Raw genomic sequence first — 23,055 nt, forward strand, 5'->3', positions numbered from 1 at the left:
CCTGCTTTTCCTATAAAATTAATGCTGCGGGTTCTTCCAAATATGTTTTAATCGCCTTCAGGAATGCAGCGGCAGGGGCGCCGTCACACGCTCTGTGGTCAAATGTCAGGCTGAGCGGAAGAATCGTGCTTCTGACAATCTCCTCCCCTTGATACACCGGCGTGTCATAGCTTGCTCCGATGCCGAGAATGCCTGTTTCCGGCGGATTTAATATCGGCGTAAAATGCTCCACTCCAAAAGCGCCAAGGTTTGTAATGGAGAAGGTTGAGCCTTGCAGTTCTTCGCTTCCCGCCCGCCCCTCGCGTGCTTTTTTTGCATTTTCGGAGATGGATTGAGCCAGATCAATCAGCGATTTCTTATCAGCGTTGCGGATCACAGGCACAACTAATCCATTTTCCAAGGCCACAGCCATTCCGAGGTGCACATGAGGATGTGTGATGATGCGCTCATTTTGATAAAAACTGTTCAGCGCAGGATGAGCTTGCAGAGCGAGAACGGCGGCTCTTGAGACCAAATGAGTGATCGTCAGCTTTGTGCCGTACCGCTCTTCGGCTGTTGGAGAAAGCTGTTTTTGAAGGGCTGCCAGCTTGGTGATATCAGCCTTCATCGTAATCGTCAGCTGCGCGCTGTTTGCCAGGCTTTCCTGCATTCTGGCCGCGATAACTTTTCTCATGCCTGTCACCGGCGTTTCTTGCGCCTTCTGCTCAGAAACCGGCTCTGTCCGATCATTTTTCTGTTCAGCAAGCGCTTTTGTCACGTCGTCCTTTACGATTCGTCCGCCTGGTCCAGTACCTTTCAGCTGTTTCAGGTCTAATCCTGCCTTTTCTGCTATTTTCCTGGCAACTGGAGATATTTTGATTCGTTCTTTTTTGGAGGCTGCGGGTTTGCTTTCTTGTTTGACGGGCTGGACGGCTTGCGGCACACTGTCTTCAGCAGCAGGCGCGCTCGCCTCTTCCTGCACCGATTCATTGGCGTCCCCGATGTAGCAGATCGCTGTGCCGGGCGGGACCTCCTCCCCCTCTTTTACTTTGATATCGATCAGCGTTCCTTTTTCAGGCGCCTCGATGTCCATTTCAATTTTCTCCGATTGAATGCTGGCAATGCTTTCTCCCTTTTCAACCGGGTCGCCTACTTTTTTATTCCATATCGATACTTCCCCTTGTTTCATGGCCATTCCCAATTTTGGCATCACTACTTTTACCGCCATTTGTGTCCCCCCTTTAATTCATTGCCGGCTCGCCAAGCAATTCAAGCGTGACGCTGACAATTTGATCTGGTGTTGGCAAATATTGATCTTCAAGCACTGGTGAAAACGGCACTGGTGTATGCGGCGCTGTAATCCGTTTAATCGGCGCATCAAGCAAATCAAAGCCCTTGTCGGCGACAATCGCAGCAATATCCGTGGCAATGCTGCATCGCGGATTGGCTTCATCAATGATGATCAGCCTGTTTGTTTTTTCTAAAGATGTGAAAATCGCTTCCTCATCCAGAGGAGACAGACTGCGGGGATCCAGCACCTCGGCTTCGATGCCTTTCTCTGAAAGCTTCGCCGCCGCTTCAAGCGCGGTATTGACCTGCTTGCCGACTGCAAATAGCGTGACATCGCCGCCTTCGCGTTTGATGTCCGCCTTTCCAAGCGGAATTGTATAATAATCTTCCGGCACCTCGCCCTTCATGTTATAGGACGTTTTGTCTTCAAAGAAGAACACCGGATCATTGTCTTCGATTGCTGCAAGCAGCAGGCCTTTGGCATCATACGGATTAGAAGGAACAACCGTCTTTAGCCCCGGGATGCTGGTGAAAAGGCCATACAGCGCCTGTGAATGCTGGGCAGCTGCCCGGAACCCCGCTCCGTATGTGGTGCGGACGGTAATCGGCACTTGCGCTTTTCCTCCGAACATATAGCGGAATTTCGCCCCTTGATTAATCACCTGGTCAAAGCACGTGCCGATAAAATCGTTAAACATCAGCTCGGCAATCGGTCTCAGCCCGGTTGATGCCGCAGCCATAGCCGCACCCATATAGCCCGCCTCAGAAATCGGTGTGTCCAGCACTCGGCTGCGCCCGAATTCCTGTACAAGCCCCTTTGTGACTCCTAACACGCCGCCCCATGCTTCATCATCCTGCAAATGATCGATTGCCGCTCCCCCGGCGACATCCTCACCGATCAAAAGCACATTTTCGTCTTTTCTCATCGCAAGCTTCATCGCTTCATTGATTGCGTCTGACATGCTTATGACTCTCGCCATCTCACATTCCCCCTTTTTCATATGACACGTAGACGTCAGTCAGCAACTCTGACTCTTTCGGATATGGGCTGTCTTCACTGAACGAGACGGCTTTTTCAATCGATTTGCTAACACGCTGTTCAATGTCTGACAGTTTATTAACATCTATTTCTTTTAAAAGATAGTTTTTAAAGCCTTGAATGGCATCCTTTTCTTCAAGGTGCTCAACTCTTTCATCCTTCGTTTTATACGTTTGGGCATCCCCTTCGAAATGGCCATAATTTCTGTAGGTCATACATTCGATCAAAGACGGTCCTCCGCCGTTTCTTGCTCTTTCAATCGCTTCCTCCGCTGCTTGGTAAACTGCTAAAATATCTTTTCCGTCCACCGTCACTCCCGGCATGTTATAGGCAGCCGCCCGATCGGCGATTGAATCACAGGCCGACGCGTACTCAAATGGGGTTGCTTCGCCGTAGCCGTTGTTTTCAGCAACAAATACGACAGGAAGGTTCCATACTGCCGCTAAGTTCAGCCCTTCATGGAAGGTGCCTTGGTTATTTGCTCCATCCCCAAAAAAGCAAACGCTTACATTTTTAGTCTGTTTATATTTAGCGGTGAGCGCTGATCCGCATGCAAGCGTAAATCCACCCCCCACAATTCCATTAGCCCCTAACATGCCTTTATCGAGATCGGCAATGTGCATAGATCCGCCCTTGCCTTTACACAATCCGGTCGCTTTCCCGAAAATTTCCGCCATCATGCCGTCCAGATCACAGCCTTTGGCGATACAATGGCCATGCCCCCTGTGCGTACTTGTAATGCTATCGCCATCATGTAAATGAGCGCACACCCCTACAGCCACCGCTTCCTCACCGGCATATAAATGGACAAATCCGGGAAGCACTCCTTGTGCGAACAGCTCATGCACTTTGTCTTCAAAGCCCCTGATCTCCAGCATCTTTTGGTACATCCACAGCGCTTTCTCCTCAGTTAATGACAAGCCTTCTCGTTTTAACAATTCCATTTTGTGCGCCTCCTTCTAATTAGGGTTCACGTTTATAAATGCAAGAAGCGTGCCAGTCTTTGGAGCCCGTAAAATCAGTCGTTTCATTTTTACACTGGAGACAGTTAGAGACAGGTGTCTCATTTTGTCTCAATCTGATCCATTTGTCTCGTTTTATGACATGCAAAAAAGACCGGGCATCACCCGGCCTTTGACAATGATCGACGTATTTATTTCCTTGGAAATGATTTTAACTTCCTAGTTCCTCTGCATCGTTTGATTGAATAGCTGCTTTTGAAAGAAAATCAATTGAATATTTGACATATCCGATACCGCCGTCCCCGTCCTTCTGCATACAGTCTATGATGCCGTTTGAGTATGTATATCCCTTTTCATTAAGCGTTTTTCTGACTGTTTCCGCCATCTTTGCGGCATCTGTTTTTGATAACCCGCTGGCGTCTAACTGAATCGTCATGCTCATAGGTGCTTGTTCAGCGAGCTGTTTGTTCCATTTTGTATCTAACGTGAACTGGCCGTTTTCGATACTCAAAGCAGCATCAGCTTTTATGACTTGCGGAACCGCTTTTTTCAGGTCTGCTTCGATTGCCTTCGATGCTTCTTCACTTACATCTTTTGCTACTGATTCAGTATACGCTTCTTCAATTCCATCGCACGTTACTTTAGGATGGAGAAATCCCTTCGTACACATTGGGGAGCGATGAGTTTGGGTGTTTGCTTGGAATACATATTCAGAGGTTTTAGCGTTATATACCCCATTCGTGATCTTAATTTCTTTTTTAGGATAGGTTTGTTTCACATAAGAGACAAGCTTCTGCTCTGCAGCATTTTTCGCAAATGGATCACCGAACCATACATGATAGATATATAGTCCACATCCGAATACCGCAATGGCAATCAAGCCACCCACAAGTTTTTTCATGTTCACACTCTTTCCTTGATATGTTGTGCTACAATTCTTGTTTTTCTTCAACAGCCCGGTTCAGTGCTTGAAGCATGTAGCCAATGCCTTTGTACGGTGACAGCGGCCAGTTGATATGCTGATGCTCGCCGATGACGGCGTTTAGGACTCTTCGATATTTTTTTCCGCCAAGCATGACAAGCTCTTCGATGTTGGAAAAGCCTTTTTCGCAAAATTGGCGGCGCAGCTCCTCTGTTGTCATAATCTCCGGATGAGCGGTGCCAAAAGTCACATCGTAATTTCCCGATACGATATCATCAGGGCGAAGAAAGCCGTGCTTCGCCGACAAAATCACCCACTCATCGAAAAATGTTTTCGCATACCGCTCGCACGCCTGATGAAACGGGCTGAGATAGGCGTCCTCCGCCCTTACCGGCCCTGTATCTGGATGGATGTCCCATATTTTTTTCTTTCCGCAGGGGATGATGCATAGTCGTTTCATTTTTCTCCACCTATTTCTGTTTCATATAATAGCCAAAATAACAAGTGCCCTGTTTAATTTCTCCTTGGCATTTCGCAGGTCAAAAACCACCAAGAATGGAATCTGTTTTCCAGATCGCGGTTAGTTTCTCACAATAGAGAAATTAGTTAAAGTTCATATTTATCTTTTCCCAAACCAGTTTTTAAATCTTCTTTGATCATTGAATACATATATAAATCTTCAAATTTACCACAAGTAAATTCATAATGTCTCAGCAAGCCCTCTCTGCTAAAACCTTGTTTTTCTACTAGTTTTATCGATGGGATATTAGAAGGTTCAATAAGAGCTTCAATTCTTTCCAGCTGCAAGTGGTTATATCCATATTTGACGACAGCCTCTAATGCTTCACTGACTATTCCTTTTCTCCAGTGATCTTTGCTTAATTCATACCCAACTTCAGCTCGATAATGTTTTGCAAGTCTATTAAGAAATCCACAACTTCCTATTACTATGCCAGAATCTTTAAGTGTAATTCCCCATCTGATTCCTGTACCTTTTTCATATATGGATTTATACCACCTAATCTCTTTACAAACATCACTAGTTGTTTCAAAGGGTTCTAACCCCATTGGCTTAACAACATCTTGATCTGAAAGATATGTTAGCATATCTTTGGCATCTTCAAAGTCTACTTCTCTTAAACATAATCTTTTTGTTTCAATTATAGGAAATTCTTTCATCAAATTCCCCCTTCATTGTATCCGCACCATCTCCTATTATTACCATGTATTTTATCTTATCCTTTTAGATAAAAAAAGATAGCAAGGAAAATTGTCCCTGCTATCTTGACTCTTACATTTATAATCCCTCTATTTCAACAGCTTCATTGCCGCCCGCTCCAGCAGCTGGACACCTCGTGGCTGAATGTCTTCCTGGATCTCGAATTTTTCATAATGATGCGGGGCGGCGTTGTCGGTGCCGATAATCATATACGTTCCTTTTCCTCCCTGCTCGTTTACACTTTCGATCATGTAGCTTGGCTTGCGTCTTCCCTTCCCCGTGTCAACCTCTGTAGCCGCTTCAAGTACAGTTTTGACCACTTCCTCATCACATTTAATCGGATATAGCTTGCCATGATTTCAATGTTATATTCGAGTTCATGCATGGCTGCACTGTGGGCAATAATCCTTCGCACTCGTTCCTCAAGATCACGATTGACCTCTTCTGAATCAAGGCGTGTTTCAATAATCATTTTGGCTTGCTGAGGAATAATATTTGTCACCGTTCCGCCTTCAAGCAGTTTTCTTCTTTTTGAAAAGGCAGCTCTGGGTATTGAAAAAGATATCTACACCTCACACCATTCAATTATTTGCTTGTATGTAAAATAATATTCATCCAATATTAATTGAGGGAAAAGAAAGAATGTATAAAAAAATCAGGCAAACATACACCAATAGAATTTGGTAGCAGAGCAGCCTAATTGAGTATATCAACTTGACCCTATATTATTAGTTTGTTCGTCTAACTTACATAGTACATCATTGCCACGATCCATTTGTTCTCTAATTACTCTTACATAATAATCATTTCTCTTGATTAATTCTTCGTGTGTTCCAATATCCTCTAACTGCCCATCTTTAATCACAGCAATTTTATCGGCACCTTTTACAGTGGAAAGTCTATGAGCTATGATAATAAACCCCATATCCCCTCTCATCTGAGAAACTGCCTTAATTAATTCCTGTTCAGTATCACTGTCAACATTAGAAGTATACTCATCTAACAAGACGAATGAACTTTTTCTTAAAAAAGCTCTAGCAATTGCTATTCTTTGTTTTTGCCCTCCAGATAGATAACTACCATAGTCACCAATATCCGAATCATATCCATCGTCTAATTTCATTATAAATTCGTGAGCACTCGCTTGTTTTGCTGCAAATATGACTTCTTCGTCTGTTGCATTTGGATTTGCATATTTGATATTATCCTTTATTGTTCCGTCAAACAACGATGTATCTTGCGAAACAAGGCTAAACCCTTTTCGCCAAATTTGGGGAGGAATATTTTTATAAGAAACGTTATCAATTAGCATGTTGCCTGAATCCGGTTCGTAGAATCTTTCAAGCAAATTGATAATCGTTGATTTTCCCGCGCCACTCTCGCCAATCAACGCCAGTACTTCCCCACGACAAACATTTAAAGATAGATTAGAGACAACATTCTCCTTCTTATTGTAAGAAAAATCAACATTTTCAAGTCTAATTTCATTAAAAGGAAATCTCATTTTGCTGCCATTCTCTATTTTGCTCTCTTCTTCTTTTTCCATCAATATTCCAAACACTTGTTTTAAGGAACCTTTCGCTTCATGATAGGAGCCAATGTTCATTCCAATCCCCGCCACATGAACAATAACCTGGAATAAGTATAATACAAAAGCAACCAACGTACCCATTGTAAGGTCTCCAGAACCTAAACGCCAGAAACCAAATCCAACAACTATAACGACAATCACAAAACCAATCACACTCAATAAAGGATAGATTACGGAATCTATAATCGCTTCTCTAATACTCAATTGATACATATTAGAAAAAAAGTTCTTTCCTTTAGCTTGTTCATCTGCTTCCCTACCATAAGCTTTCACAATTTTGAAATTCCTAAGTATTTGTGAAGAAAAGACGGTAACTTCTGATAATTTTTCTTGTCGACTATAATTAATATGCTCTATTCTTTTAAAAAGCGGTAAAACTAGAACAAAAGTAAGCGGAACAAGCACGATGACTAATATAGTTAACCAAAAATCAGTTAACATTAAAACTATAATGGCCCCAATCACAGAGATAATAGCCATCACAAAATCTATTAGATCTTTTGTTAAGATAGATGAAATTAATGTGGCATCTTCAGTTAGACGACTAACTAAAGACTCCGACTTATTTTTTTGGAAATATGAAACAGGTAGTTTTAATATTTTGCTCCATAAAATTTCCCTTAATAAATATACTACTTTTTCTTCTGTAAACTTTATTATAGAGGAAGCAACTGTAGAAGATACACTATCTGCTATTAACAATCCTACAACAAGGGCAACTAACGTCCAATCTATAACTTGGTTTGAAAATTGATCAACAAACTCCTTTACAATCATCGGAGAAACCAAACCAATAGCAGCACTTAGCAACGATAAAATGAACGCTATCACCAAAGCGATTCTGCTTTTCACTGGTAAAGTATATTTTATAACTTCTACTATTGTTTTTTTAGACATATGATGTATTCCCCCATGCAGGTTAGTCATAGATATAGTATAGATTTTTTATTTAATTATATCAAATACAGAAATAATATTTTATGTAATTACTTTTTCTTCTTTTTCTTTTTCTTCTTGTCAGGAACTTTTTTTGTTACTTTTCTCTCAACCTTAAGGAAACCTAAACTAACTTTAATAACCGTTTCTACTACCTTTGCCATAAAACTATCCTTCCCCTTTTATACTTCTACACTATAATCTATGACCAACACCTAGTAAATGTTAGCATAATATATTAAAAATGTAAATATCATTCCCTTTTCTGATACTTTCTCTCTAAAAAAGATTATATTCCTTATTAAGAGATTATTTTACTTTAAATCAAAGTAACTAAATATATATGTCTTTGATGTTTCTTTTATGGAACTCAAACATTTTGTCAATAAGTGAAAAAATGGTGTAATTCACACTTACAGATCTAAAGACCAGTAATAAAGAAGTCTTTTATATAAAAAAGTTCCACAACTAAATGCTCACTATTCCAACTCACTTACACGTTAGAATAGTATTTTTCTATATCTTCATTTTTACACTATTATAGTTCAAATTGACCGTCATCGGCTTAATTTATTCCACCTTTCCCTCGATTTAAAATATAGATCTCGAAAATAAGAAATAGAATACCAAAAAACCAGACAGAGCAAGGACTGCGCACGAAAAAAACCCGGAAATCGGAATTGTTTATTTTACCGAAATCCAGGTCTATTTTTACTGGAGTGTATTTATTTTAGTCAAGAACTGGGTTCAAACCCCTTTATTTTATTAGCCTTTTTTGAATCAAGCACTGCTGTTACTCTATCCCCTCAAGATACTTTCTCTCAAAGTCATCGAGCAATGCACGCACTTCATGTGTTGACTTTGTGTTCATGCATTGATTTCTTAATTCACTTGCCCCTCGGAATCCGCGGAGGTAAATCTTGAAAAAGCGAGGAAGAGGCTTGTACGGGCGGGCTTCTAATGCTGAATATTTATCATGGAGATCCAGATGCAGCCTTAAGAGATCAAGCAATTCCTTGCTGCTATGCTCTTTCGGCTCCTTTTCAAAGGCAAATGGATTTGTAAAAATACCACGCCCAATCATAATCCCATCAACACCGTATTGTTCAGCAAGTTTCAAGCCAGTTTGACGGTCAGGGATATCCCCGTTGATTGTCAAAAGGGTATCTGGTGCCACCTCGTCACGAAGTTTCTTAATCTCCGGGATGAGTTCCCAATGCGCATCCACTTTACTCATTTCCGCTCTTGTACGCAGATGAATGGAAAGATTCGCAATGTCTTGTTTCAATACGTGTGTCAGCCAGTCGCGCCATTCGTCTACATCTGTGTAACCAAGCCTTGTCTTCACACTTACAGGCAATCCCCCTGCTTTTGCAGCTTGTATTAATTCTGCCGCAACTTCAGGACGACAAATAAGGCCGCTTCCCTTCCCATTGCCCGCTACATTAGGCACAGGACAGCCCATATTGATATCTAGACCCTTAAATCCTAATTCCGCCATACCAATACTCATTTGGCGGAAGTTTTCAGGCTTATCTCCCCATATATGGGCCACAATTGGCTGTTCATCCTCTGTAAAAGTCAAACGGCCGCGCACGCTATCCTTCCCATCCGGGTGGCAATAGCTCTCTGAGTTTGTGAACTCTGTAAAAAACACATCCGGTCTGCCTGCTTCACTTACTACATGCCGGAAAACTACATCTGTCACATCTTCCATTGGTGCCAGTACAAAAAATGGTCGTGGTAAATCACGCCAGAAATTATCTATCATAACAAATTCAAATCCTTTCATAATGGGATACGGCCAAACTTTTATCCCAAAATTAAAAAGCTGATCATGCTTCTTTTACACTTATAGCATGCTTAAGCACTTCTTATCAAACTATAGTAAATTTTGAACATTTAAACCCTTTACTACATAAAAAGCGACAAAGTAAACTGACTAAGAAAAGGCAGTTTGAGCCATAGGGTTAGGTTCATTATCCAGTATTCTACTGTATGTTCTTGAAAACTTCTTACAATAGCTAGGAAGCTCATCACATACTTAGTTCGTCCCTACCTAAATAAATAGGCTGCGCGTGAAAAGACCCAGAAATCGGAATTGTTTATTTTACCGAAATCCAGGTCTGATTACGAATTGTTTATTTTAGTTAGACGATTTCAATACAAGCTTCGCCACTGCTTCAACATGCGCCGTCTGCGGAAACATATCGACAGGCTGAATATAGTCCACGCGATAGTCCTTCGACAGCGCCTGCAAATCCTTCGCAAGCGTGGATGGATTGCAGGAAACGTAGACAAAGCGTTTCGGTTTGACTTTTTTGATCGTATCCAGAAACGTGCTGTCACAGCCGGTTCTTGGCGGGTCTACGATGACGACGTCCGGGCGGAAGCCTTCTTTCGTCCATTTCGGGAGCCAGTGCTCGGCTGTTCCTGTTACGTATGTGGCATTTGTCATGCCGTGTTTTTTGGCGTTTTTCTTGGCATCATCAATTGATTCCTTGATGACGTCCATGCCGCGGACTTCCTTCGCTCCGTCCGCCACCCACATGCCGATGGTGCCGACGCCGCAATACGCGTCAACGACTTTTTCTTTTCCGGTCAGCTGCGCCGCTTTTTTTACTTCATCATACAGCTTGACGGTTTGTTCCGGGTTGAGCTGGAAGAAGGCGCGGGCGCTCAGTTCAAATGAAACGTCGCCAAGCACTTCTTGAATCACTGTTTTTCCGGCGAGCGGTTTTGTTTTCTCACCGAAAATCACTGAGGTTTTCGCTCCGTTTACATTCTGGATAATGGATTTGACCTCTGGCAGGCGCTTTTGGATCGCTTTGACGATTTCTTCCTTGTGCGGAAGCGTTTCTTTTGCTGTTACAAGCACGATCTGCACTTCACCTGTTTCAAATCCGACTCTTGTCACAATGGTGCGAACGTCGCCTTTTCGTTTCCGTTCATTATAAACAGACACATTGAAGTCCTCTAAAATGCGGCGGACGATGCCTGTTGTTTTGTTGGTTGCCGGATGCTGAACGACACAGTCTTTAATCGGCACAATGTCATGAGAATCAAGGCCGTATAAGCCGGCGATGATGCTGCCGCTTTGCGAGCGCCCGATCTGGAATTGGCTTTTGTTGCGGTAATTCCACGGGTTGTCCATGCCGATCGTTTCTTTGATTTCCATGTTTTCTATTTTAAACTTCGTATGGCGTTCAAGCGACTGAATGACGATGTCGCGTTTTTCCCGAAGCTGCTGGCTGTATGCAAGGTGCTGAAGCTGACAGCCGCCGCACTGTTCGTATACAGGACAAGGCGGTGTCACGCGGTGCTCTGACGGCTTGCGGATCTTCTTAATGCGGCCCTCCGAAAACTTCGGCTGAACCTTTGTCGCCTGCACGACAACCTCTTCGCCAGGAAGCGCGCCGGGCACAAAGACGACTTTTTTCTTAAAATAGCCGACACCTTCTCCGTTAATGCCGAGACGCTTAATCGTCAGGGGAAAGGTTTGTCCGACTTTCAGTTCGACGGGCGCCTGTTTTTTTTGTTGGTTCACGTTGTTCTCTCCGTTTCTATATGAAGCTTTCTGCAGATAGCAGAAAGTGAAATGTTTTTTTCACATCTAACTAGTATAACACGTTTGCAGGATTTCCTTCATTGTCAGACGAATTATTCTATACTCCTCCACAAATACAAAGACGCATAGCTTAAATAAGGCTCCCACTCTTTGCTCATCGCAAGCATGACATCCTTTGCCGGCTTATCGTCCAGCTGAAAATGGCGTTTGATCGCATTCTGGAGTCCGATATCGGCAAGCGGAAATAAATTAGGGCGTCCAAGGCCGAACATGAGGACGTTTTGTACGGTCCACGGGCCGATGCCTCTGATTTTGATTAGTTTCTTCATAATGTCCTCATCCGTCATATTCGGAAGCTCTGACAAGTCGAGTGTGCCTTCTGCGATCATCCTTGACGTATCAATGGTGTATTCCGCTTTTCTCATGCTGAATTGCAGATCGCGCAGATCCTGATAATCGAGTTCCGCAATCGTTTCCGGCTTTGGATAGCACCACACGCCGTCCTTCTGTTCGCCAAACGCATGGACAAACCGTTCTGTTAGCGTGTAAGCGAAGGAAAGATTGAGCTGCTGGTGGATGATGCATTTCATGATGCAATTGTACACGCTGTAGTCCAGTACAAGTGGCGTGCCTGCATGTGCTTCAAAGATGGCGGACAGACTCGTTTTCGAAAAATGATCGAGAACGTGCTGCAGATCATTTTCCCATTGAAAAATCCGCTTGATTTCCTTCATCATCTCATCCTGATCCGTTTCTCCGCTGACGAGAAACTCAGGCTCATCCGCATGGCCTAACGCCTGTACCTTCACAATGCACACGTCTCCCGCTTGGTTTCTGATCGGCACGCATATTTCCCGCGTTTCTTTATCTGCCGCATTGAGAGGGTCTAAAGACAGTCTGTCCAACACGCGGTCAAAATGGTACGGAGGCGTGACAGATACTTTTTCCTTCCACATGCAATCCACCCTTTTTCCGTTTTTTGTCCAGTATAACACGCCGCTGGAAATAGGCAGAACACCGTATACTTTTCTCCTAAAGGCCGCATGATATAATGGCAGGTGGAGGGTTGTTTATGATCAACATTACGGCAATTACAACAGAGCATCAGCTGCTGAAAAATATACCGATCGAACGAGTGGAACAGCCTGATATTGCGTGGTACTGGGTTGATTTATATGGCCCGGAGGATACGGAAACGGCATTATTGAGAGATTTTTTTCATTTTCATCCGCTTGCCATTGAGGATTGCTTCCAGCATATGCAGCGGCCGAAGCTTGACCATTATGACGGTTATCGCTTTTACGTGATTCATGCGCTGAATAAGGAAACGCTTGAGACGGAGGAAGTTGATATTTTTCAAGGCGAACGATTTGTCGTCACCTTTCATTTACACGAAACACCCGGAATCGCCAAAGTCCGGGAGCGTTTGTATGCTTCACCGGACATATTGAAAAAAGGGCCTGGGCATATCTCTTACATGATTATGGATCAGCTTGTTGATGAATATTTTCCTCTCGTGTACAAAATTGAAGACCGGCTGAACGAAATTGAAGAGAGCCGGCCCCACAAAACGTACGGAACACTGATGAACGAGGTGTTTGATCTCAGGACAGACCTTTTGCATCTAAGACGGACCATTATTCCGATGCGTGATTTGCTCTATCGGATTTTAAGCCTTGACCATGTGAAAGAGCAGCGGGAAACGAAAGCCTACTTCAGCGACATATACGATCATTTGTTAAAATTGTCTGAGATTGTCGAATCCAATCGTGACATGACGTCCGACTTGCGCGACAGCTACGTGACATTGAATTCAAACCGGATGAACGCGATTATGATGACACTGACGATCGTATCGACCATTTTTATCCCGCTCACCTTTATTGCCGGCGTATACGGCATGAACTTTGACAACATGCCGGAGCTGCATTGGAAATACGGATATTTTGCTGTACTTGGCCTGATGGCCGCGCTTGTGATCGGGATGTTGATATGGTTTTTACATAAAGGATGGTTCAAAATTTTTAAATGAGGACAGCGTGAAGCTGTTCTTTTTATGTTGGCAAGCAGATTTCCATGCATATGATGTTCATTTTGTTTATAATGGAAAAAATGTTCTGGGAGTGATCAGATTGAAAATTGCTGTGATCGGACTCGGCAATATGGGACAGCCCATTGCCCGAAACGTGCTTCAGGCAGGCTATGAATTGACTGTTTATAATCGAACAAAACAAAAGACGGAAGAATTTATAACAGAAGGCGCACAAGCAGCTGATACGCCGCGACAGGCGGCAGAGTCCGCTGATATTGTCATAACGATGCTTTCAGATGACGATTCTGTCCGCGCTGTGACATTCGGAGAAGACGGGCTGATTGAAGGATTAGCCAAGAACGGCATTCACATCTCGATGAGCACCATCAGTGTTGAGTTCTCAGAAAAGCTCGCAGCGGCTCATGCGGAGAAAGAACAATCCTTCCTCGCAGCTCCTGTGCTCGGAAGACCGGATGCCGCCGCCAAAGCCGCGCTCCGCATCATAACAGCCGGACCGGCGGAAGCGAAGCAAACCGCCAAGCCACTGCTTGACAGCCTGAGCCAGCAGGTATTTGACGTCGGCGAAGAAAGCAAGACAGCAAACGCGGCCAAAATCAGCATCAATTTCTTGCTCGTGTCCATGCTGGAGGCATTATCTGAATCATTCTTAATGATGGAAAAATACGGCTTAGAACAAAAACAATTTTTAGAAATCGCCAGCGCGCTCTTTGGCTCTCCTGTCTATCAAAATTACGGAACCATCATGGCCGAGCAGAAATTTGAGCCGGCCGGTTTCAAAATGTCTTTAGGGCTGAAGGATACCAATCTGGCACTCGCCGCCGCAGAACAGGTCTCTGCAAACCTCCCTCTTGCCGAGCTGGCCAAGAGCCATTTTGAAAGCGGAATTGAAAAAGGCTTCGGAGACTTGGATTGGGCCGCACTTATCAAATGTATAAAATAATAAGAGAGCCTCTCCTTAAAGGAGAGGCTCTTCTCGTTACAAAGACGGCAGCTTCATTTCTTTCTCAAACATTAAATCATCAAGGCTTTTAAATGTGTAGCCTTGTTTTTTCAGATCTGTGATTGCATCATCCAGTGCTTCGGCATTGTCCCTTGATACGGTGTGAAGCAGGTAAATGGCTCCTGGATGCGCCTGTTTGATCATATGATCATAGGCATATTTCTTCCCCTTTTGGTTATTGATTTTCCAATCAACAAAAGCGACCGACCAGAAAACGGTTTGATAGCCTAAGCGTTTCGTTTCTTTCAGCACGTATTCACTGAACACGCCGCGGGGCGGGCGCAGATACAGGTTGTCCTGCTTTCCCGTAATTTTATAGACCTCTTCGTTGACTGAATCAAGTTCGTCCTGAATTTGATCAGCCGTTTTTGTGGTTAAATCCGGATGGTGAAAGGAATGGTTGCCGATAATATGGCCTTCATCTGACATTCGCTTAACCAGCTCAGGCTGATCCTTTACGAAATGCCCTGTGACAAAAAATGTGCCTGTTACGCGATGTTTTTTTAAGACATCAAGCACTTTTGGCGTATAGCCATTTTCATAGCCATTATCAAACGTCAAGTAAATCGTTTTTTCCTTTGTATTGCCTAAATAAAACGCGTCATATTTTTCAATTAAACTGTTCAGCTGCTTCCCGGCATCAGGCGGCTGATGGTTGACACTACGTTTAAAGCCCCAATTGATCGGCTCATTCGGCACCGCTTCCGCCTGTGCTGCGCCCCCAGCAAGCAAGACGGCGGCACAGCATATTGAACACATCCATTTCATGGCCAGCGCTCCTTCTGCATTTTTTCTTATTTTACAGAAAGGCGCTTCGTTTTATACTGACGCTTTATGCCAAACAAAAAACCGCGGCGTGCGCGCGGTTTTATTCCCAGTCTTTTTTAAAGCGTTCGTATTTGGCTTCCAGATCATCAAGCATGCTAATGAGCCTGTCTATATCTTCAACGTCGGTTGCTTCAGGGTCTAATGAATCGATGACGTTCATAAACATGTCAAGTCTGTTCTTTAAATAATCAATCTGCTGATCCTTATTGTTTACGGCGTTCCCCATTCTGTTCCTCCATTCATTTTTTATTATGGTAGCTCATTTTTTGCCGTTTTTCAATCGCTGCGCTACTTGCGATCTTGACAAATCAGGTCTAAAATTAACTGTTGGCAGCGTTAGTATGCCCCATTTATAAAGGAGTTAGATAGTCATGACACAAAACACGAAGCTGCGTCCGATCACACCTGAGTTTGACCCTTGGGAAGCCTATATGGATGTTGACCAATACGGAGACATGCAGCTGACAAACGTTGAATTCACAACGACGACACTGTGCAATATGAGATGCGAGCATTGTGCTGTAGGCTATACATTGCAGCCTAAAGACCCCAATGCTCTGCCAATAGATCTTCTGTTAAAACGACTGGAGGAAATCCCGCGTCTGAGATCCATCAGTATTACAGGCGGAGAGCCGATGCTTTCGTTAAAATCAGTAAAAGAATATGTCGTTCCGTTATTGAAATACGCCCACGAACGGGGCGTGCGGACGCAGATCAATTCCAACCTGACCCTTGATATTGATCGATACGAATGGATTATTCCGTATCTTGATGTGCTGCATATTTCTCATAACTGGGGTACAGTTGAGGATTTTGCTGAGATCGGTTTTGCCATGATGGACAGAAAACCGACCTTCGAACAGCGCGCGCGCTATTTTGAAAAAATGATCGAAAACAGCCGCACGTTAGTCGATGCCGGGGTGATGGTATCTGCGGAAACAATGCTTAATAAACGCACACTTCCTCATATCGAGCATATTCACCGCCAAATCACAGAAGATATGAAATGTCAGCGTCACGAAGTCCATCCGATGTATCCAAGCGATTTCGCAAGCGCTCTTGAATCTCTGAGTCTGAAAGAGATGAGACAGGCCATTCACCGCTTGCTGGATATCCGTGATGAAAATACGTGGATGCTGTTCGGGACACTGCCGTTTTATGCCTGCAGTCAGAACGAAGATGATCAAAAGCTGCTTCGCCGGCTTCGCGCGGCGAAAAACGTCACGGTGAGAAATGACCCTGACGGCCGTTCCCGCCTGAATGTGAACATTTTCGACGGAAACATTATCGTGACCGATTTCGGCGATACACCGCCGCTTGGCAATATTCAGACGGACAGCCTCCCTTCCGCCTATGAAAAATGGAGAGAGACCAAGCTTGCGAAAGAGCTGAATTGCCACTGTCCGAATGTCCGATGCCTCGGGCCGAATGTTCTCGTCAAAAACAGTTATTATCAAGATACAGATTTCTCAAAACGTCAAGCCAGGAGTTAGATGTGGATGGAAGAAACACTCACGGAAATTTTTCAGAATAAAATCGTCGATATTCTCCTCGTTGCTGTTATCCTTTGGATCGGCGTCTTTATCATCAACCGGCTGGTACAGCTATTCTTTAAACGGACGGACTTTATTGAAGAAAGAAAAGAAAAAACGATTGAAAGCCTTGTCCGTTCTATCACCCAGTATACGGCGACGATTGGTTTTATCTTTTACGTCATTTCTTTATTTGTGCATGATTTCGGCAAAATATTAGCCGGGGCTGGCGTAGCCGGTATCGTCATCGGTTTTGGCGCCCAATCGCTGATCAAGGACGTGCTGGCGGGTGTGTTCTTAATTTATGAACGACAGCTGCACAAAGGCGATTATGTCACCGTCAACAATTTGTTTAACGGGACTGTGGAGGAAATCGGCCTTCGCTCGCTGCAAATCCGGGAATGGAGCGGGAAGCTGCTCACCATCAGCAACGGCGAGGTCAGACAGATAGAGAACTATAATATCGATTTTATGAGGATTACCGAATCCTTTCTCATCAGCTTTAAAGAAGATCCGGACCGCGTGTACAACGTATTGGAAGAAGCATGTGACATGCTGAATGAAGAGCTTCAGGATTCATTGAAGCGGGATGAATTCGGCAATCCAACAGAACCGTTTCAAATCCACGGGATCACCGCATTGAATAAAATCAATCGCGGCGTCGAATTTACGGTAAAAGGCATGGTGAAAGATGATGATTATTTCAGCGCCAGCCTCGCAGTAAGACGGGTTCTCGTTCGCCAGCTGTACCAAAACAATGTGCAAATGCTTGAGGAAGCGGTCAGAATTGAGAGAACGCAATAAATAAAAAACTGATTCCGAGTTGGAATCAGTTTTTTGTTTATCTTGGCTGCGAGGAAAGCTGAAAGCTAAACGTGAGGTGGTCTTGAACCGGAATCCAAGCGCCGATGCCCTGTGAGGTGACATTTTTGACGACAAGTTTTCGTTTATTCCCTTTCAGCACTAAGTATACTTCTCCGTAAGTCACTTTTCCTTTTTCATTCACAGCCGGTGCATATGCATTTAGATAACCGAGTTTTTTAGGAGCGACTTTATAAATTTGATCCCGCTTTGTACCCGCACCGACAACCGTATCAAATGCAAGCGGAAGGTTCGTTTTCTTCATCGCTTTCAGCATCATCATGCTTTTGACATCTTCAGCATTTGGAACCTTAGCTGTCAAGCCGCCCTTCACTTTGTATTGCTGTTCCTGGGCATAATGCATCTCAGCCGTTTCTTTTCCGCCGCGGTTATCTGCACGGTTTGTGTTTATTTTTTTATATTCCCAGTTCGCGACTGTTTCATTTGATTCATAGCCGAGCGCCCATTTCCCGAGAAATATTGTCGCCCGGTAGCCGACTGCAAGCGGTGTACCGGATATGTTGGACTCATTCAGCATTTTGATAAGGTGCGGGTTTTCAATCTTCACCTCAGAATGATCGAGCAATTCCTTTGCCAGCTTGCTCGGCTGAAGCATCGGCTGATCCTGTGAAGCATTCGGATATGTGTTTTCCTTTGAAATGCTTGCGACAGAATTAGGAACCTTAAACTGCTTTTTCGCGTGGATGGGCTGAACACCGAAAAAACTAAAGAATAACAACACAATAAGTGTGGAATGAAATAGCTTTTTCATCATATCACTCTTTCTATGGCATTTTCCCTTAGTCTTTTCATCCCTGTTTGTTGTTATCCATCATTTTTTCAGGTTATAGAAGGAAAAAGCCGATTGCCATAATGACATAGGCGGCAAGCAGTGTCGCCCCTTCAAACCAGTTGGAATCCCCGTCATTCGAAATCGCGATCATCAAGAGAACCGATGATACCATCGCAACAAGCTCCGGCAATGTAAAGACTAGCGGCATGCTTACCGGGAAAAAGATGGAACAGATCACAAGAACCGGTGCGACAAACATAGCAATCTGCAGCGTCGAGCCGACTGCGATTTCAACTGCAATATCCATTTTATTTTTATAGGCCATAATGATGGCTGACGCGTGCTCCGCGGCATTACCGACAATCGCCACGATGATGACCCCGATAAACAGCTCGCTCCAGCCGAACTGTTCGGCCACCGAGTGGAATGTGTGCACCAGGTTTTCGGATATATATGCCACGGCAATCGTTGCTGCAAACAAGACAATCGTAGCCACCTTGCCTGACCATTCCGGTTCCTCTTCTTCCACATGCTGGGCGGCATTGTTCGGCTGATAAACACCGCGGTGCGTAACGAGTTTAAAGTACAGAGCAGCCACATATAACAGAATCAAAATGATGCTGATGCCGATGCTTAAATTAAGCTTGCTCACGTCGCCCATACCAACGGAGAATACCTCCGGAATCACGAAAGCGACAATGATGGCAAAAATCAAAAGACCGGAATTATGGCGGGCATCATGGATATTAAATTCCTGCCGCTTATATTTTAAACCGCCGACAAAAAACGATAAGCCCGCTACCAGCAACAGGTTCCCCAGCACTGAACCGGTTAAAGAGGCAAGCACGATTCCTGTCAGGCCTTCCTTTAGTGCAAATAAAGAGATGATTAACTCAACAGCATTCCCGAAGGTGGCGTTCAGCAAACCGCCGATCCGCGGTCCTGCGATTATGGACAGCGATTCTGTTGCCCTCCCCATATAGCTTGCAAGTGCGATAATTGTTATGCAATACACTGCAAAGAGAATGGCAGAAGGCCAATGCATGAAACTGCCGATCACAGAAAGCGGAATCCCCGCCGCCACTAAAATAAAAAAGATACGATTCATGGTGAGTTGGCTCCTTTTATATGACTTGTTTTATTTTTATTCTTCACAAAAATCATCATGATTACACGAGTTCAATTGTTTACTTGTGATATAAGCTTTTTTTCATGTTGCCTGCTTTTGGAAATCATTGTACGATCAACATAGATTCCACATAAGGAGAAAAACACGATGTCACGATTTCATTTCTTTATCCTTGTTTTGCTCGTTTCCATTTCCGGTTTTTCACAAGGCATGCTGCTGCCTGTCATCTCGATTATTTTTGAAACAAATGGGGAATCGGCCGCCATCAATGGCCTGCACGCAACCGGATTGTATATCGGCGTGCTTTTGGCTTCTCCGTTTATGGAAGCGCCGCTCAGAAAGCTCGGATTCAAGCCGCTGATCGTCATTGGCGGAAGCATTGTCATTTTAAGCTTGTTCGGATTTATTTGGCTTCATTCGGTTTGGATCTGGTTCCTGCTTCGCCTGTTTATCGGGATCGGCGACCACATGCTTCACTTTTCTACGCAAACGTGGGTGACCTCCATGTCATCGAAACAAAATCGCGGAAGAAATCTGTCTATTTACGGGCTTTCCTTCGGCCTTGGCTTTGCCGCGGGCCCGTTCATGGTTCCGCTTGTCAAGCTGAGCCCGTCGCTGCCTTTTATCGTGTCCGGCTGCTTCAGTCTGTTTGCGTGGCTTTTTGTTTTCTTTCTACAAAATGCATACCCGGAAACCAGTCCTCACGAAACCAAATCAGACAATAGTTTCAGGCGGTTTTATCAAGCCATGCTGTTTGGATGGGTTGCCTTTATGCCTACATTTGGCTACGGCTTTCTGGAGACGGCGCTAAACGGAAGCTTTCCGGTGTATGCGCTCCGTTTGGGGATATCTGTAGACGCAGTGGCACTGATCCTTCCCGCATTTGCGATTGGGAGCATAATCTTTCAGTTTCCGCTCGGTATCCTCAGCGATAAATACGGGCGACGGAATGTGCTGCTTGTGATTTTGCTGACAGGGGCACTCTGCTTTTTCATCGCCGGCGTGTTTCCTTTGCCTTACATAATCGGCTGCTGCTTTTTTATTGCAGGAATGGCAGTAGGATCCACCTTTACCCTTGGCATCAGCTATATGACAGATCTGCTTCCGTCCCACCTGCTGCCGGCGGGGAACCTGCTTTGCGGCATTACATTCAGTCTCGGCAGCATCCTCGGTCCGATTGCCGGCGGCTGGTATATGCAGACATTTGAAAGCGCAAACTTGTTTTATTTCATTACCCTTACGCTTAGCGCTGTGTGGCTTGCCCTTGTGCTGGGCAAACCGAAAAGCTGGTCACCGGCTGAAACCTATTCTTCATCTTCTTAATCGAAAAGCCTCCTGACATCATGTCAGGAGGCTTTTATGCTAATGATAGCCGTTTTGTCCGTTGGCGCTTCCGCTTGTTTTATTGCTCGATTTGCTTTTCGAATTTTGTTTGTTATGGCTTCCGCCTTTTTTTGTATGCTTGGTCATCACGATAGCCCCCCGACTTCTTTTTTGAACCGAAGTTCATTTATAGGGTGCGCTAATGATAGGGATTTTCATCAGGAAGCTTTTTACGTTTATGTAAAAGAGCGTTGATTTCTCCCCCCAAAATAATTAAAATGCCGCTCAGGTAAAACCAAATCATCAGGACGATGATTCCCCCGATGCTTCCATATGTGGCGCTATAGTTGGCAAACGTGCTGACGTAAAACGAAAACAGAGTGCTGACAACGATCCAGCCGATGGTCGCAAACACCGCACCCGGCATGACAAACCGAAGGGACAGTTTTTTGTTCGGCGCAATCACATACAGGGCGGAAAAAACGATTAGCAGTACAAGCGGGCTGACACCCCAGCGAATTGCGGCCCATATAGATAAAAACAGATCCGATGCGCCGACAAAATCTGAAGCGAGCCTTCCAATCTCCCGGCCGAATACCGGCAGCAGCAGGGCCACTAAAATCGTAAATACCATGGCGATTGTCAGAAAAATTGAGGTTAGACGAACAATGATAAAAGAGCGGTTTTCCTCCACTTCATACGCGTGGTTTAATGATCGGACGATGGCGTTCATTCCATTAGACGCAGACCATAAAGCCGCGATAATCCCGAATGACAGCAAGCCGCCATTTCGATTATTTAAGGTTTGTTGGGTAATGGATTCAACGAGGGACATCGCACTGTCGGGAGCATATTGTTTTACAACTCCCAGGACATCATTGGTAGAAATAGGCAGATACGCAGTGAGGGTCAGCATAAAAATCAAAAACGGAAACAACGACAATAGAAAGAAATACGCCAGCTCCGCTGATTTGCTTTGCCCTTCATGAAGGGTGTATCTGCTGAAAAGCTCTTTCAAAAAATTCATGTCGTCTCACCTCGCATGTTTGATCACTTTTTTGAAAAATGCTCTTTCGTTTCTTGTACAAGCTCCATCACTTGCGGTGTTGTTTTCTTCAGCTCTTTCACCTGCTGATTTACAAAGCCGACTTCATTTGACAGCGTCTGGGCCAGCTTCTTGGCCTCATCCACTTTTGTGATGACGGTGTTTTTCAACAGCTCCGGATTGCTTTTGTACAGTGAAAGTTTATGCTTGCATGTCAGCCATCTCATGCCGCATGCCTGTCTTGTCGGCTTATGGAGCAGCGATAACGCCGCACCTGCCGCAGCTCCGAGAAATATACCTTTCAGCATTAAACGTTCGTTGTTCATGCAAATTCTCCTTTCACTCACAATTGGTTTTCTTTTTGAATGGATGCAAGCAGATGCTCACAGCCCGATTTGATTAATTGGCAGACCTCTTCAAAGTTACCTGTGTAGTAAGGATCGGGAACGTCAGCCAAATCTGAATCTTCAACATAGTCCAGCAGCCTTTTGATATGCGGCGTGTTCTTAAAGCCCGCCATGCTTCTGAGACTCCCGATATTTTCTGCATCCATCGCAATGATGTAATCAAAATCGGCCAGATCCTGTTCGCTGACTTGACGCGCCAGCATGCCCTCAAAGCTGATTCCTTCTCTGCGCAATATCTCCTGCGTTCCTTCATGCGGCGGATTGCCGATGTGCCAGCCGCCGATGCCCGCTGAGTCCGTCTTGATTTTCCCCTCTAATCCTTTTTTGGCTGCCAAGTCCCGAAAAATCGCTTCCGCCATCGGAGACCGGCAAATGTTTCCTAAACAAACAAATAACACGCTTATCATCTTGTGCAACCTCCCTATTCTTTGCCCATATTTCTCTAAAAAGAAACCTTCATCAATATCTTAGTAGGATGTTCATTTCCTTTTCAACTGATGTCTCCACTTTTTTGAAATCAACAGCAAGCTCTTAGATTAGGGTTTTTTTCTGATCGAATTCTGTTAGAATAAAATATA

At 44.3% G+C, this 23,055-nt stretch carries 24 protein-coding genes; 5 read left to right on the forward strand and 19 right to left on the reverse strand.

What is annotated here, in order from left to right; translation table 11 throughout:
- Positions 1-10 precede the first annotated feature (10 nt).
- The 12 genes from acoC to RAC86_RS00170 form a co-directional block, all read right to left on the reverse strand.
- The gene (gene acoC, locus RAC86_RS00115; RefSeq protein WP_072565953.1) at positions 11-1,207 is read right to left on the reverse strand and encodes an acetoin dehydrogenase complex dihydrolipoyllysine-residue acetyltransferase; all 1,197 of its coding nucleotides are present in this window, start codon (positions 1,205-1,207) and stop codon (positions 11-13) included.
- A gap of 13 nt (positions 1,208-1,220) precedes the next feature.
- Positions 1,221-2,249 (reverse strand): acetoin:2,6-dichlorophenolindophenol oxidoreductase subunit beta, encoded by a 1,029-nt coding sequence (acoB, locus tag RAC86_RS00120; RefSeq protein ID WP_072182475.1) that lies wholly within the window; start codon positions 2,247-2,249, stop codon positions 1,221-1,223.
- Between the two features lies 1 nt (position 2,250).
- Positions 2,251-3,252, reverse strand: coding sequence for an acetoin:2,6-dichlorophenolindophenol oxidoreductase subunit alpha (gene acoA, locus RAC86_RS00125; protein ID WP_072565952.1), 1,002 nt, complete (start codon positions 3,250-3,252; stop codon positions 2,251-2,253).
- Between the two features lie 229 nt (positions 3,253-3,481).
- On the reverse strand, positions 3,482-4,171 hold the full coding sequence (locus RAC86_RS00130; protein ID WP_072565951.1) for a YfjL-like protein: 690 nt from the start codon (positions 4,169-4,171) through the stop codon (positions 3,482-3,484).
- Positions 4,172-4,199: 28 nt separating this feature from the next.
- Positions 4,200-4,652, reverse strand: a complete 453-nt coding sequence (locus RAC86_RS00135) for a DUF6884 domain-containing protein (RefSeq protein ID WP_072565950.1) — start codon at positions 4,650-4,652, stop codon at positions 4,200-4,202.
- Positions 4,653-4,798: 146 nt separating this feature from the next.
- Complete coding sequence (locus RAC86_RS00140) at positions 4,799-5,371, reverse strand: GNAT family N-acetyltransferase (protein ID WP_014113058.1); 573 nt, start codon at positions 5,369-5,371, stop codon at positions 4,799-4,801.
- Positions 5,372-5,500: 129 nt separating this feature from the next.
- Positions 5,501-5,662 (reverse strand): hypothetical protein, encoded by a 162-nt coding sequence (locus RAC86_RS00145; RefSeq protein ID WP_377885324.1) that lies wholly within the window; start codon positions 5,660-5,662, stop codon positions 5,501-5,503.
- Entirely contained in the window at positions 5,659-5,913 is a 255-nt protein-coding gene (locus RAC86_RS00150; RefSeq protein WP_072565949.1) for a hypothetical protein, read from the reverse strand. Before RAC86_RS00150 ends, RAC86_RS00145 begins: the two co-directional genes overlap by 4 nt.
- Positions 5,914-6,120: 207 nt before the next feature.
- Positions 6,121-7,899 (reverse strand): ABC transporter ATP-binding protein, encoded by a 1,779-nt coding sequence (locus RAC86_RS00155; RefSeq protein WP_072565948.1) that lies wholly within the window; start codon positions 7,897-7,899, stop codon positions 6,121-6,123.
- Positions 7,900-8,731: 832 nt separating this feature from the next.
- Entirely contained in the window at positions 8,732-9,709 is a 978-nt protein-coding gene (locus RAC86_RS00160; protein ID WP_072565947.1) for a tRNA dihydrouridine synthase, read from the reverse strand.
- 375 nt (positions 9,710-10,084) lie between these two features.
- Positions 10,085-11,485, reverse strand: a complete 1,401-nt coding sequence (gene rlmD, locus RAC86_RS00165; RefSeq protein ID WP_072565946.1) for a 23S rRNA (uracil(1939)-C(5))-methyltransferase RlmD — start codon at positions 11,483-11,485, stop codon at positions 10,085-10,087.
- A 113-nt stretch (positions 11,486-11,598) separates the two neighbouring features.
- A complete protein-coding gene (locus RAC86_RS00170) occupies positions 11,599-12,462 on the reverse strand; it encodes a DNA-3-methyladenine glycosylase family protein (RefSeq protein ID WP_072565945.1) in 864 nt (287 codons plus the stop codon).
- 116 nt (positions 12,463-12,578) lie between these two features.
- On the opposite strand from RAC86_RS00170, the gene corA reads away from it, so the two are divergent.
- On the forward strand, positions 12,579-13,538 hold the full coding sequence (gene corA / locus RAC86_RS00175; protein ID WP_014113054.1) for a magnesium/cobalt transporter CorA: 960 nt from the start codon (positions 12,579-12,581) through the stop codon (positions 13,536-13,538).
- A gap of 100 nt (positions 13,539-13,638) precedes the next feature.
- Positions 13,639-14,499: an NAD(P)-dependent oxidoreductase gene (locus RAC86_RS00180; protein WP_061188223.1), complete on the forward strand. Its 861-nt coding sequence runs from the start codon at positions 13,639-13,641 to the stop codon at positions 14,497-14,499.
- Positions 14,500-14,535: 36 nt separating this feature from the next.
- Here the strand turns inward: RAC86_RS00180 and pdaA are convergent, their stop codons facing one another.
- Positions 14,536-15,327 carry a delta-lactam-biosynthetic de-N-acetylase gene (gene pdaA, locus RAC86_RS00185; RefSeq protein ID WP_061188178.1) on the reverse strand — a complete coding sequence of 264 codons (792 nt, stop codon included), beginning with the start codon at positions 15,325-15,327 and terminating at the stop codon, positions 14,536-14,538.
- A gap of 100 nt (positions 15,328-15,427) precedes the next feature.
- Positions 15,428-15,613 (reverse strand): SE1561 family protein, encoded by a 186-nt coding sequence (locus RAC86_RS00190; protein ID WP_003223132.1) that lies wholly within the window; start codon positions 15,611-15,613, stop codon positions 15,428-15,430.
- Positions 15,614-15,758: 145 nt separating this feature from the next.
- Here RAC86_RS00190 and yfkAB point away from each other — a divergent pair, with 145 nt between their 5' ends.
- Both yfkAB and mscC read left to right on the forward strand, forming a co-directional pair.
- Positions 15,759-16,880, forward strand: coding sequence for a radical SAM/CxCxxxxC motif protein YfkAB (gene yfkAB / locus RAC86_RS00195; protein ID WP_014113052.1), 1,122 nt, complete (start codon positions 15,759-15,761; stop codon positions 16,878-16,880).
- On the forward strand, positions 16,881-17,723 hold the full coding sequence (gene mscC, locus RAC86_RS00200; RefSeq protein ID WP_072565944.1) for a mechanosensitive ion channel protein MscC: 843 nt from the start codon (positions 16,881-16,883) through the stop codon (positions 17,721-17,723).
- A 37-nt stretch (positions 17,724-17,760) separates the two neighbouring features.
- On the opposite strand, the gene RAC86_RS00205 is transcribed toward mscC, so the two are convergent.
- Together RAC86_RS00205 and cax are read right to left on the reverse strand one after the other, a co-directional pair.
- Positions 17,761-18,555, reverse strand: coding sequence for a YfkD famly protein (locus RAC86_RS00205; protein WP_014113050.1), 795 nt, complete (start codon positions 18,553-18,555; stop codon positions 17,761-17,763).
- A 70-nt stretch (positions 18,556-18,625) separates the two neighbouring features.
- Positions 18,626-19,681 carry a calcium/proton exchanger gene (cax, locus tag RAC86_RS00210; protein WP_014113049.1) on the reverse strand — a complete coding sequence of 352 codons (1,056 nt, stop codon included), beginning with the start codon at positions 19,679-19,681 and terminating at the stop codon, positions 18,626-18,628.
- A gap of 168 nt (positions 19,682-19,849) precedes the next feature.
- On the opposite strand from cax, the gene RAC86_RS00215 reads away from it, so the two are divergent.
- Entirely contained in the window at positions 19,850-21,025 is a 1,176-nt protein-coding gene (locus tag RAC86_RS00215) for an MFS transporter (protein ID WP_072565943.1), read from the forward strand.
- Between the two features lie 199 nt (positions 21,026-21,224).
- Here the strand turns inward: RAC86_RS00215 and RAC86_RS00220 are convergent, their stop codons facing one another.
- Genes RAC86_RS00220 through yfkJ form a run of 3 tightly spaced genes read right to left on the reverse strand, consistent with a single transcriptional unit; the run spans position 21,225 to position 22,884 of the window.
- The gene (locus RAC86_RS00220) at positions 21,225-22,052 is read right to left on the reverse strand and encodes a YihY family inner membrane protein (RefSeq protein ID WP_014113047.1); all 828 of its coding nucleotides are present in this window, start codon (positions 22,050-22,052) and stop codon (positions 21,225-21,227) included.
- A gap of 23 nt (positions 22,053-22,075) precedes the next feature.
- Positions 22,076-22,396: a hypothetical protein gene (locus RAC86_RS00225; RefSeq protein ID WP_061188176.1), complete on the reverse strand. Its 321-nt coding sequence runs from the start codon at positions 22,394-22,396 to the stop codon at positions 22,076-22,078.
- 17 nt (positions 22,397-22,413) lie between these two features.
- Positions 22,414-22,884, reverse strand: a complete 471-nt coding sequence (gene yfkJ / locus RAC86_RS00230; protein ID WP_072565942.1) for a protein-tyrosine-phosphatase — start codon at positions 22,882-22,884, stop codon at positions 22,414-22,416.
- Positions 22,885-23,055: the final 171 nt, after the last annotated feature.

The organism is Bacillus sp. LR_5, assembly GCF_042709275.1.

What these genes read in the sequence shown, in the direction of transcription:
- acoC (WP_072565953.1), bottom strand. Translation starts at nt 1,207, where the DNA reads ATGGCGGTAAAAGTAGTGATGCCAAAATTGGGAATGGCCATGAAACAA.
- RAC86_RS00135 (WP_072565950.1), bottom strand. Translation starts at nt 4,652, where the DNA reads ATGAAACGACTATGCATCATCCCCTGCGGAAAGAAAAAAATATGGGAC.
- acoB (WP_072182475.1), bottom strand. Translation starts at nt 2,249, where the DNA reads ATGGCGAGAGTCATAAGCATGTCAGACGCAATCAATGAAGCGATGAAG.
- RAC86_RS00205 (WP_014113050.1), bottom strand. Translation starts at nt 18,555, where the DNA reads ATGATGAAAAAGCTATTTCATTCCACACTTATTGTGTTGTTATTCTTT.
- acoA (WP_072565952.1), bottom strand. Translation starts at nt 3,252, where the DNA reads ATGGAATTGTTAAAACGAGAAGGCTTGTCATTAACTGAGGAGAAAGCG.
- RAC86_RS00145 (WP_377885324.1), bottom strand. Translation starts at nt 5,662, where the DNA reads ATGATCGAAAGTGTAAACGAGCAGGGAGGAAAAGGAACGTATATGATT.
- RAC86_RS00225 (WP_061188176.1), bottom strand. Translation starts at nt 22,396, where the DNA reads ATGAACAACGAACGTTTAATGCTGAAAGGTATATTTCTCGGAGCTGCG.
- RAC86_RS00155 (WP_072565948.1), bottom strand. Translation starts at nt 7,899, where the DNA reads ATGTCTAAAAAAACAATAGTAGAAGTTATAAAATATACTTTACCAGTG.
- corA (WP_014113054.1), top strand. Translation starts at nt 12,579, where the DNA reads ATGATCAACATTACGGCAATTACAACAGAGCATCAGCTGCTGAAAAAT.
- mscC (WP_072565944.1), top strand. Translation starts at nt 16,881, where the DNA reads ATGTGGATGGAAGAAACACTCACGGAAATTTTTCAGAATAAAATCGTC.
- yfkAB (WP_014113052.1), top strand. Translation starts at nt 15,759, where the DNA reads ATGACACAAAACACGAAGCTGCGTCCGATCACACCTGAGTTTGACCCT.
- RAC86_RS00160 (WP_072565947.1), bottom strand. Translation starts at nt 9,709, where the DNA reads ATGATAGATAATTTCTGGCGTGATTTACCACGACCATTTTTTGTACTG.
- RAC86_RS00190 (WP_003223132.1), bottom strand. Translation starts at nt 15,613, where the DNA reads ATGGGGAACGCCGTAAACAATAAGGATCAGCAGATTGATTATTTAAAG.
- RAC86_RS00140 (WP_014113058.1), bottom strand. Translation starts at nt 5,371, where the DNA reads ATGAAAGAATTTCCTATAATTGAAACAAAAAGATTATGTTTAAGAGAA.
- cax (WP_014113049.1), bottom strand. Translation starts at nt 19,681, where the DNA reads ATGAATCGTATCTTTTTTATTTTAGTGGCGGCGGGGATTCCGCTTTCT.
- yfkJ (WP_072565942.1), bottom strand. Translation starts at nt 22,884, where the DNA reads ATGATAAGCGTGTTATTTGTTTGTTTAGGAAACATTTGCCGGTCTCCG.
- RAC86_RS00130 (WP_072565951.1), bottom strand. Translation starts at nt 4,171, where the DNA reads ATGAAAAAACTTGTGGGTGGCTTGATTGCCATTGCGGTATTCGGATGT.
- RAC86_RS00220 (WP_014113047.1), bottom strand. Translation starts at nt 22,052, where the DNA reads ATGAATTTTTTGAAAGAGCTTTTCAGCAGATACACCCTTCATGAAGGG.
- pdaA (WP_061188178.1), bottom strand. Translation starts at nt 15,327, where the DNA reads ATGAAATGGATGTGTTCAATATGCTGTGCCGCCGTCTTGCTTGCTGGG.
- RAC86_RS00170 (WP_072565945.1), bottom strand. Translation starts at nt 12,462, where the DNA reads ATGTGGAAGGAAAAAGTATCTGTCACGCCTCCGTACCATTTTGACCGC.
- RAC86_RS00215 (WP_072565943.1), top strand. Translation starts at nt 19,850, where the DNA reads ATGTCACGATTTCATTTCTTTATCCTTGTTTTGCTCGTTTCCATTTCC.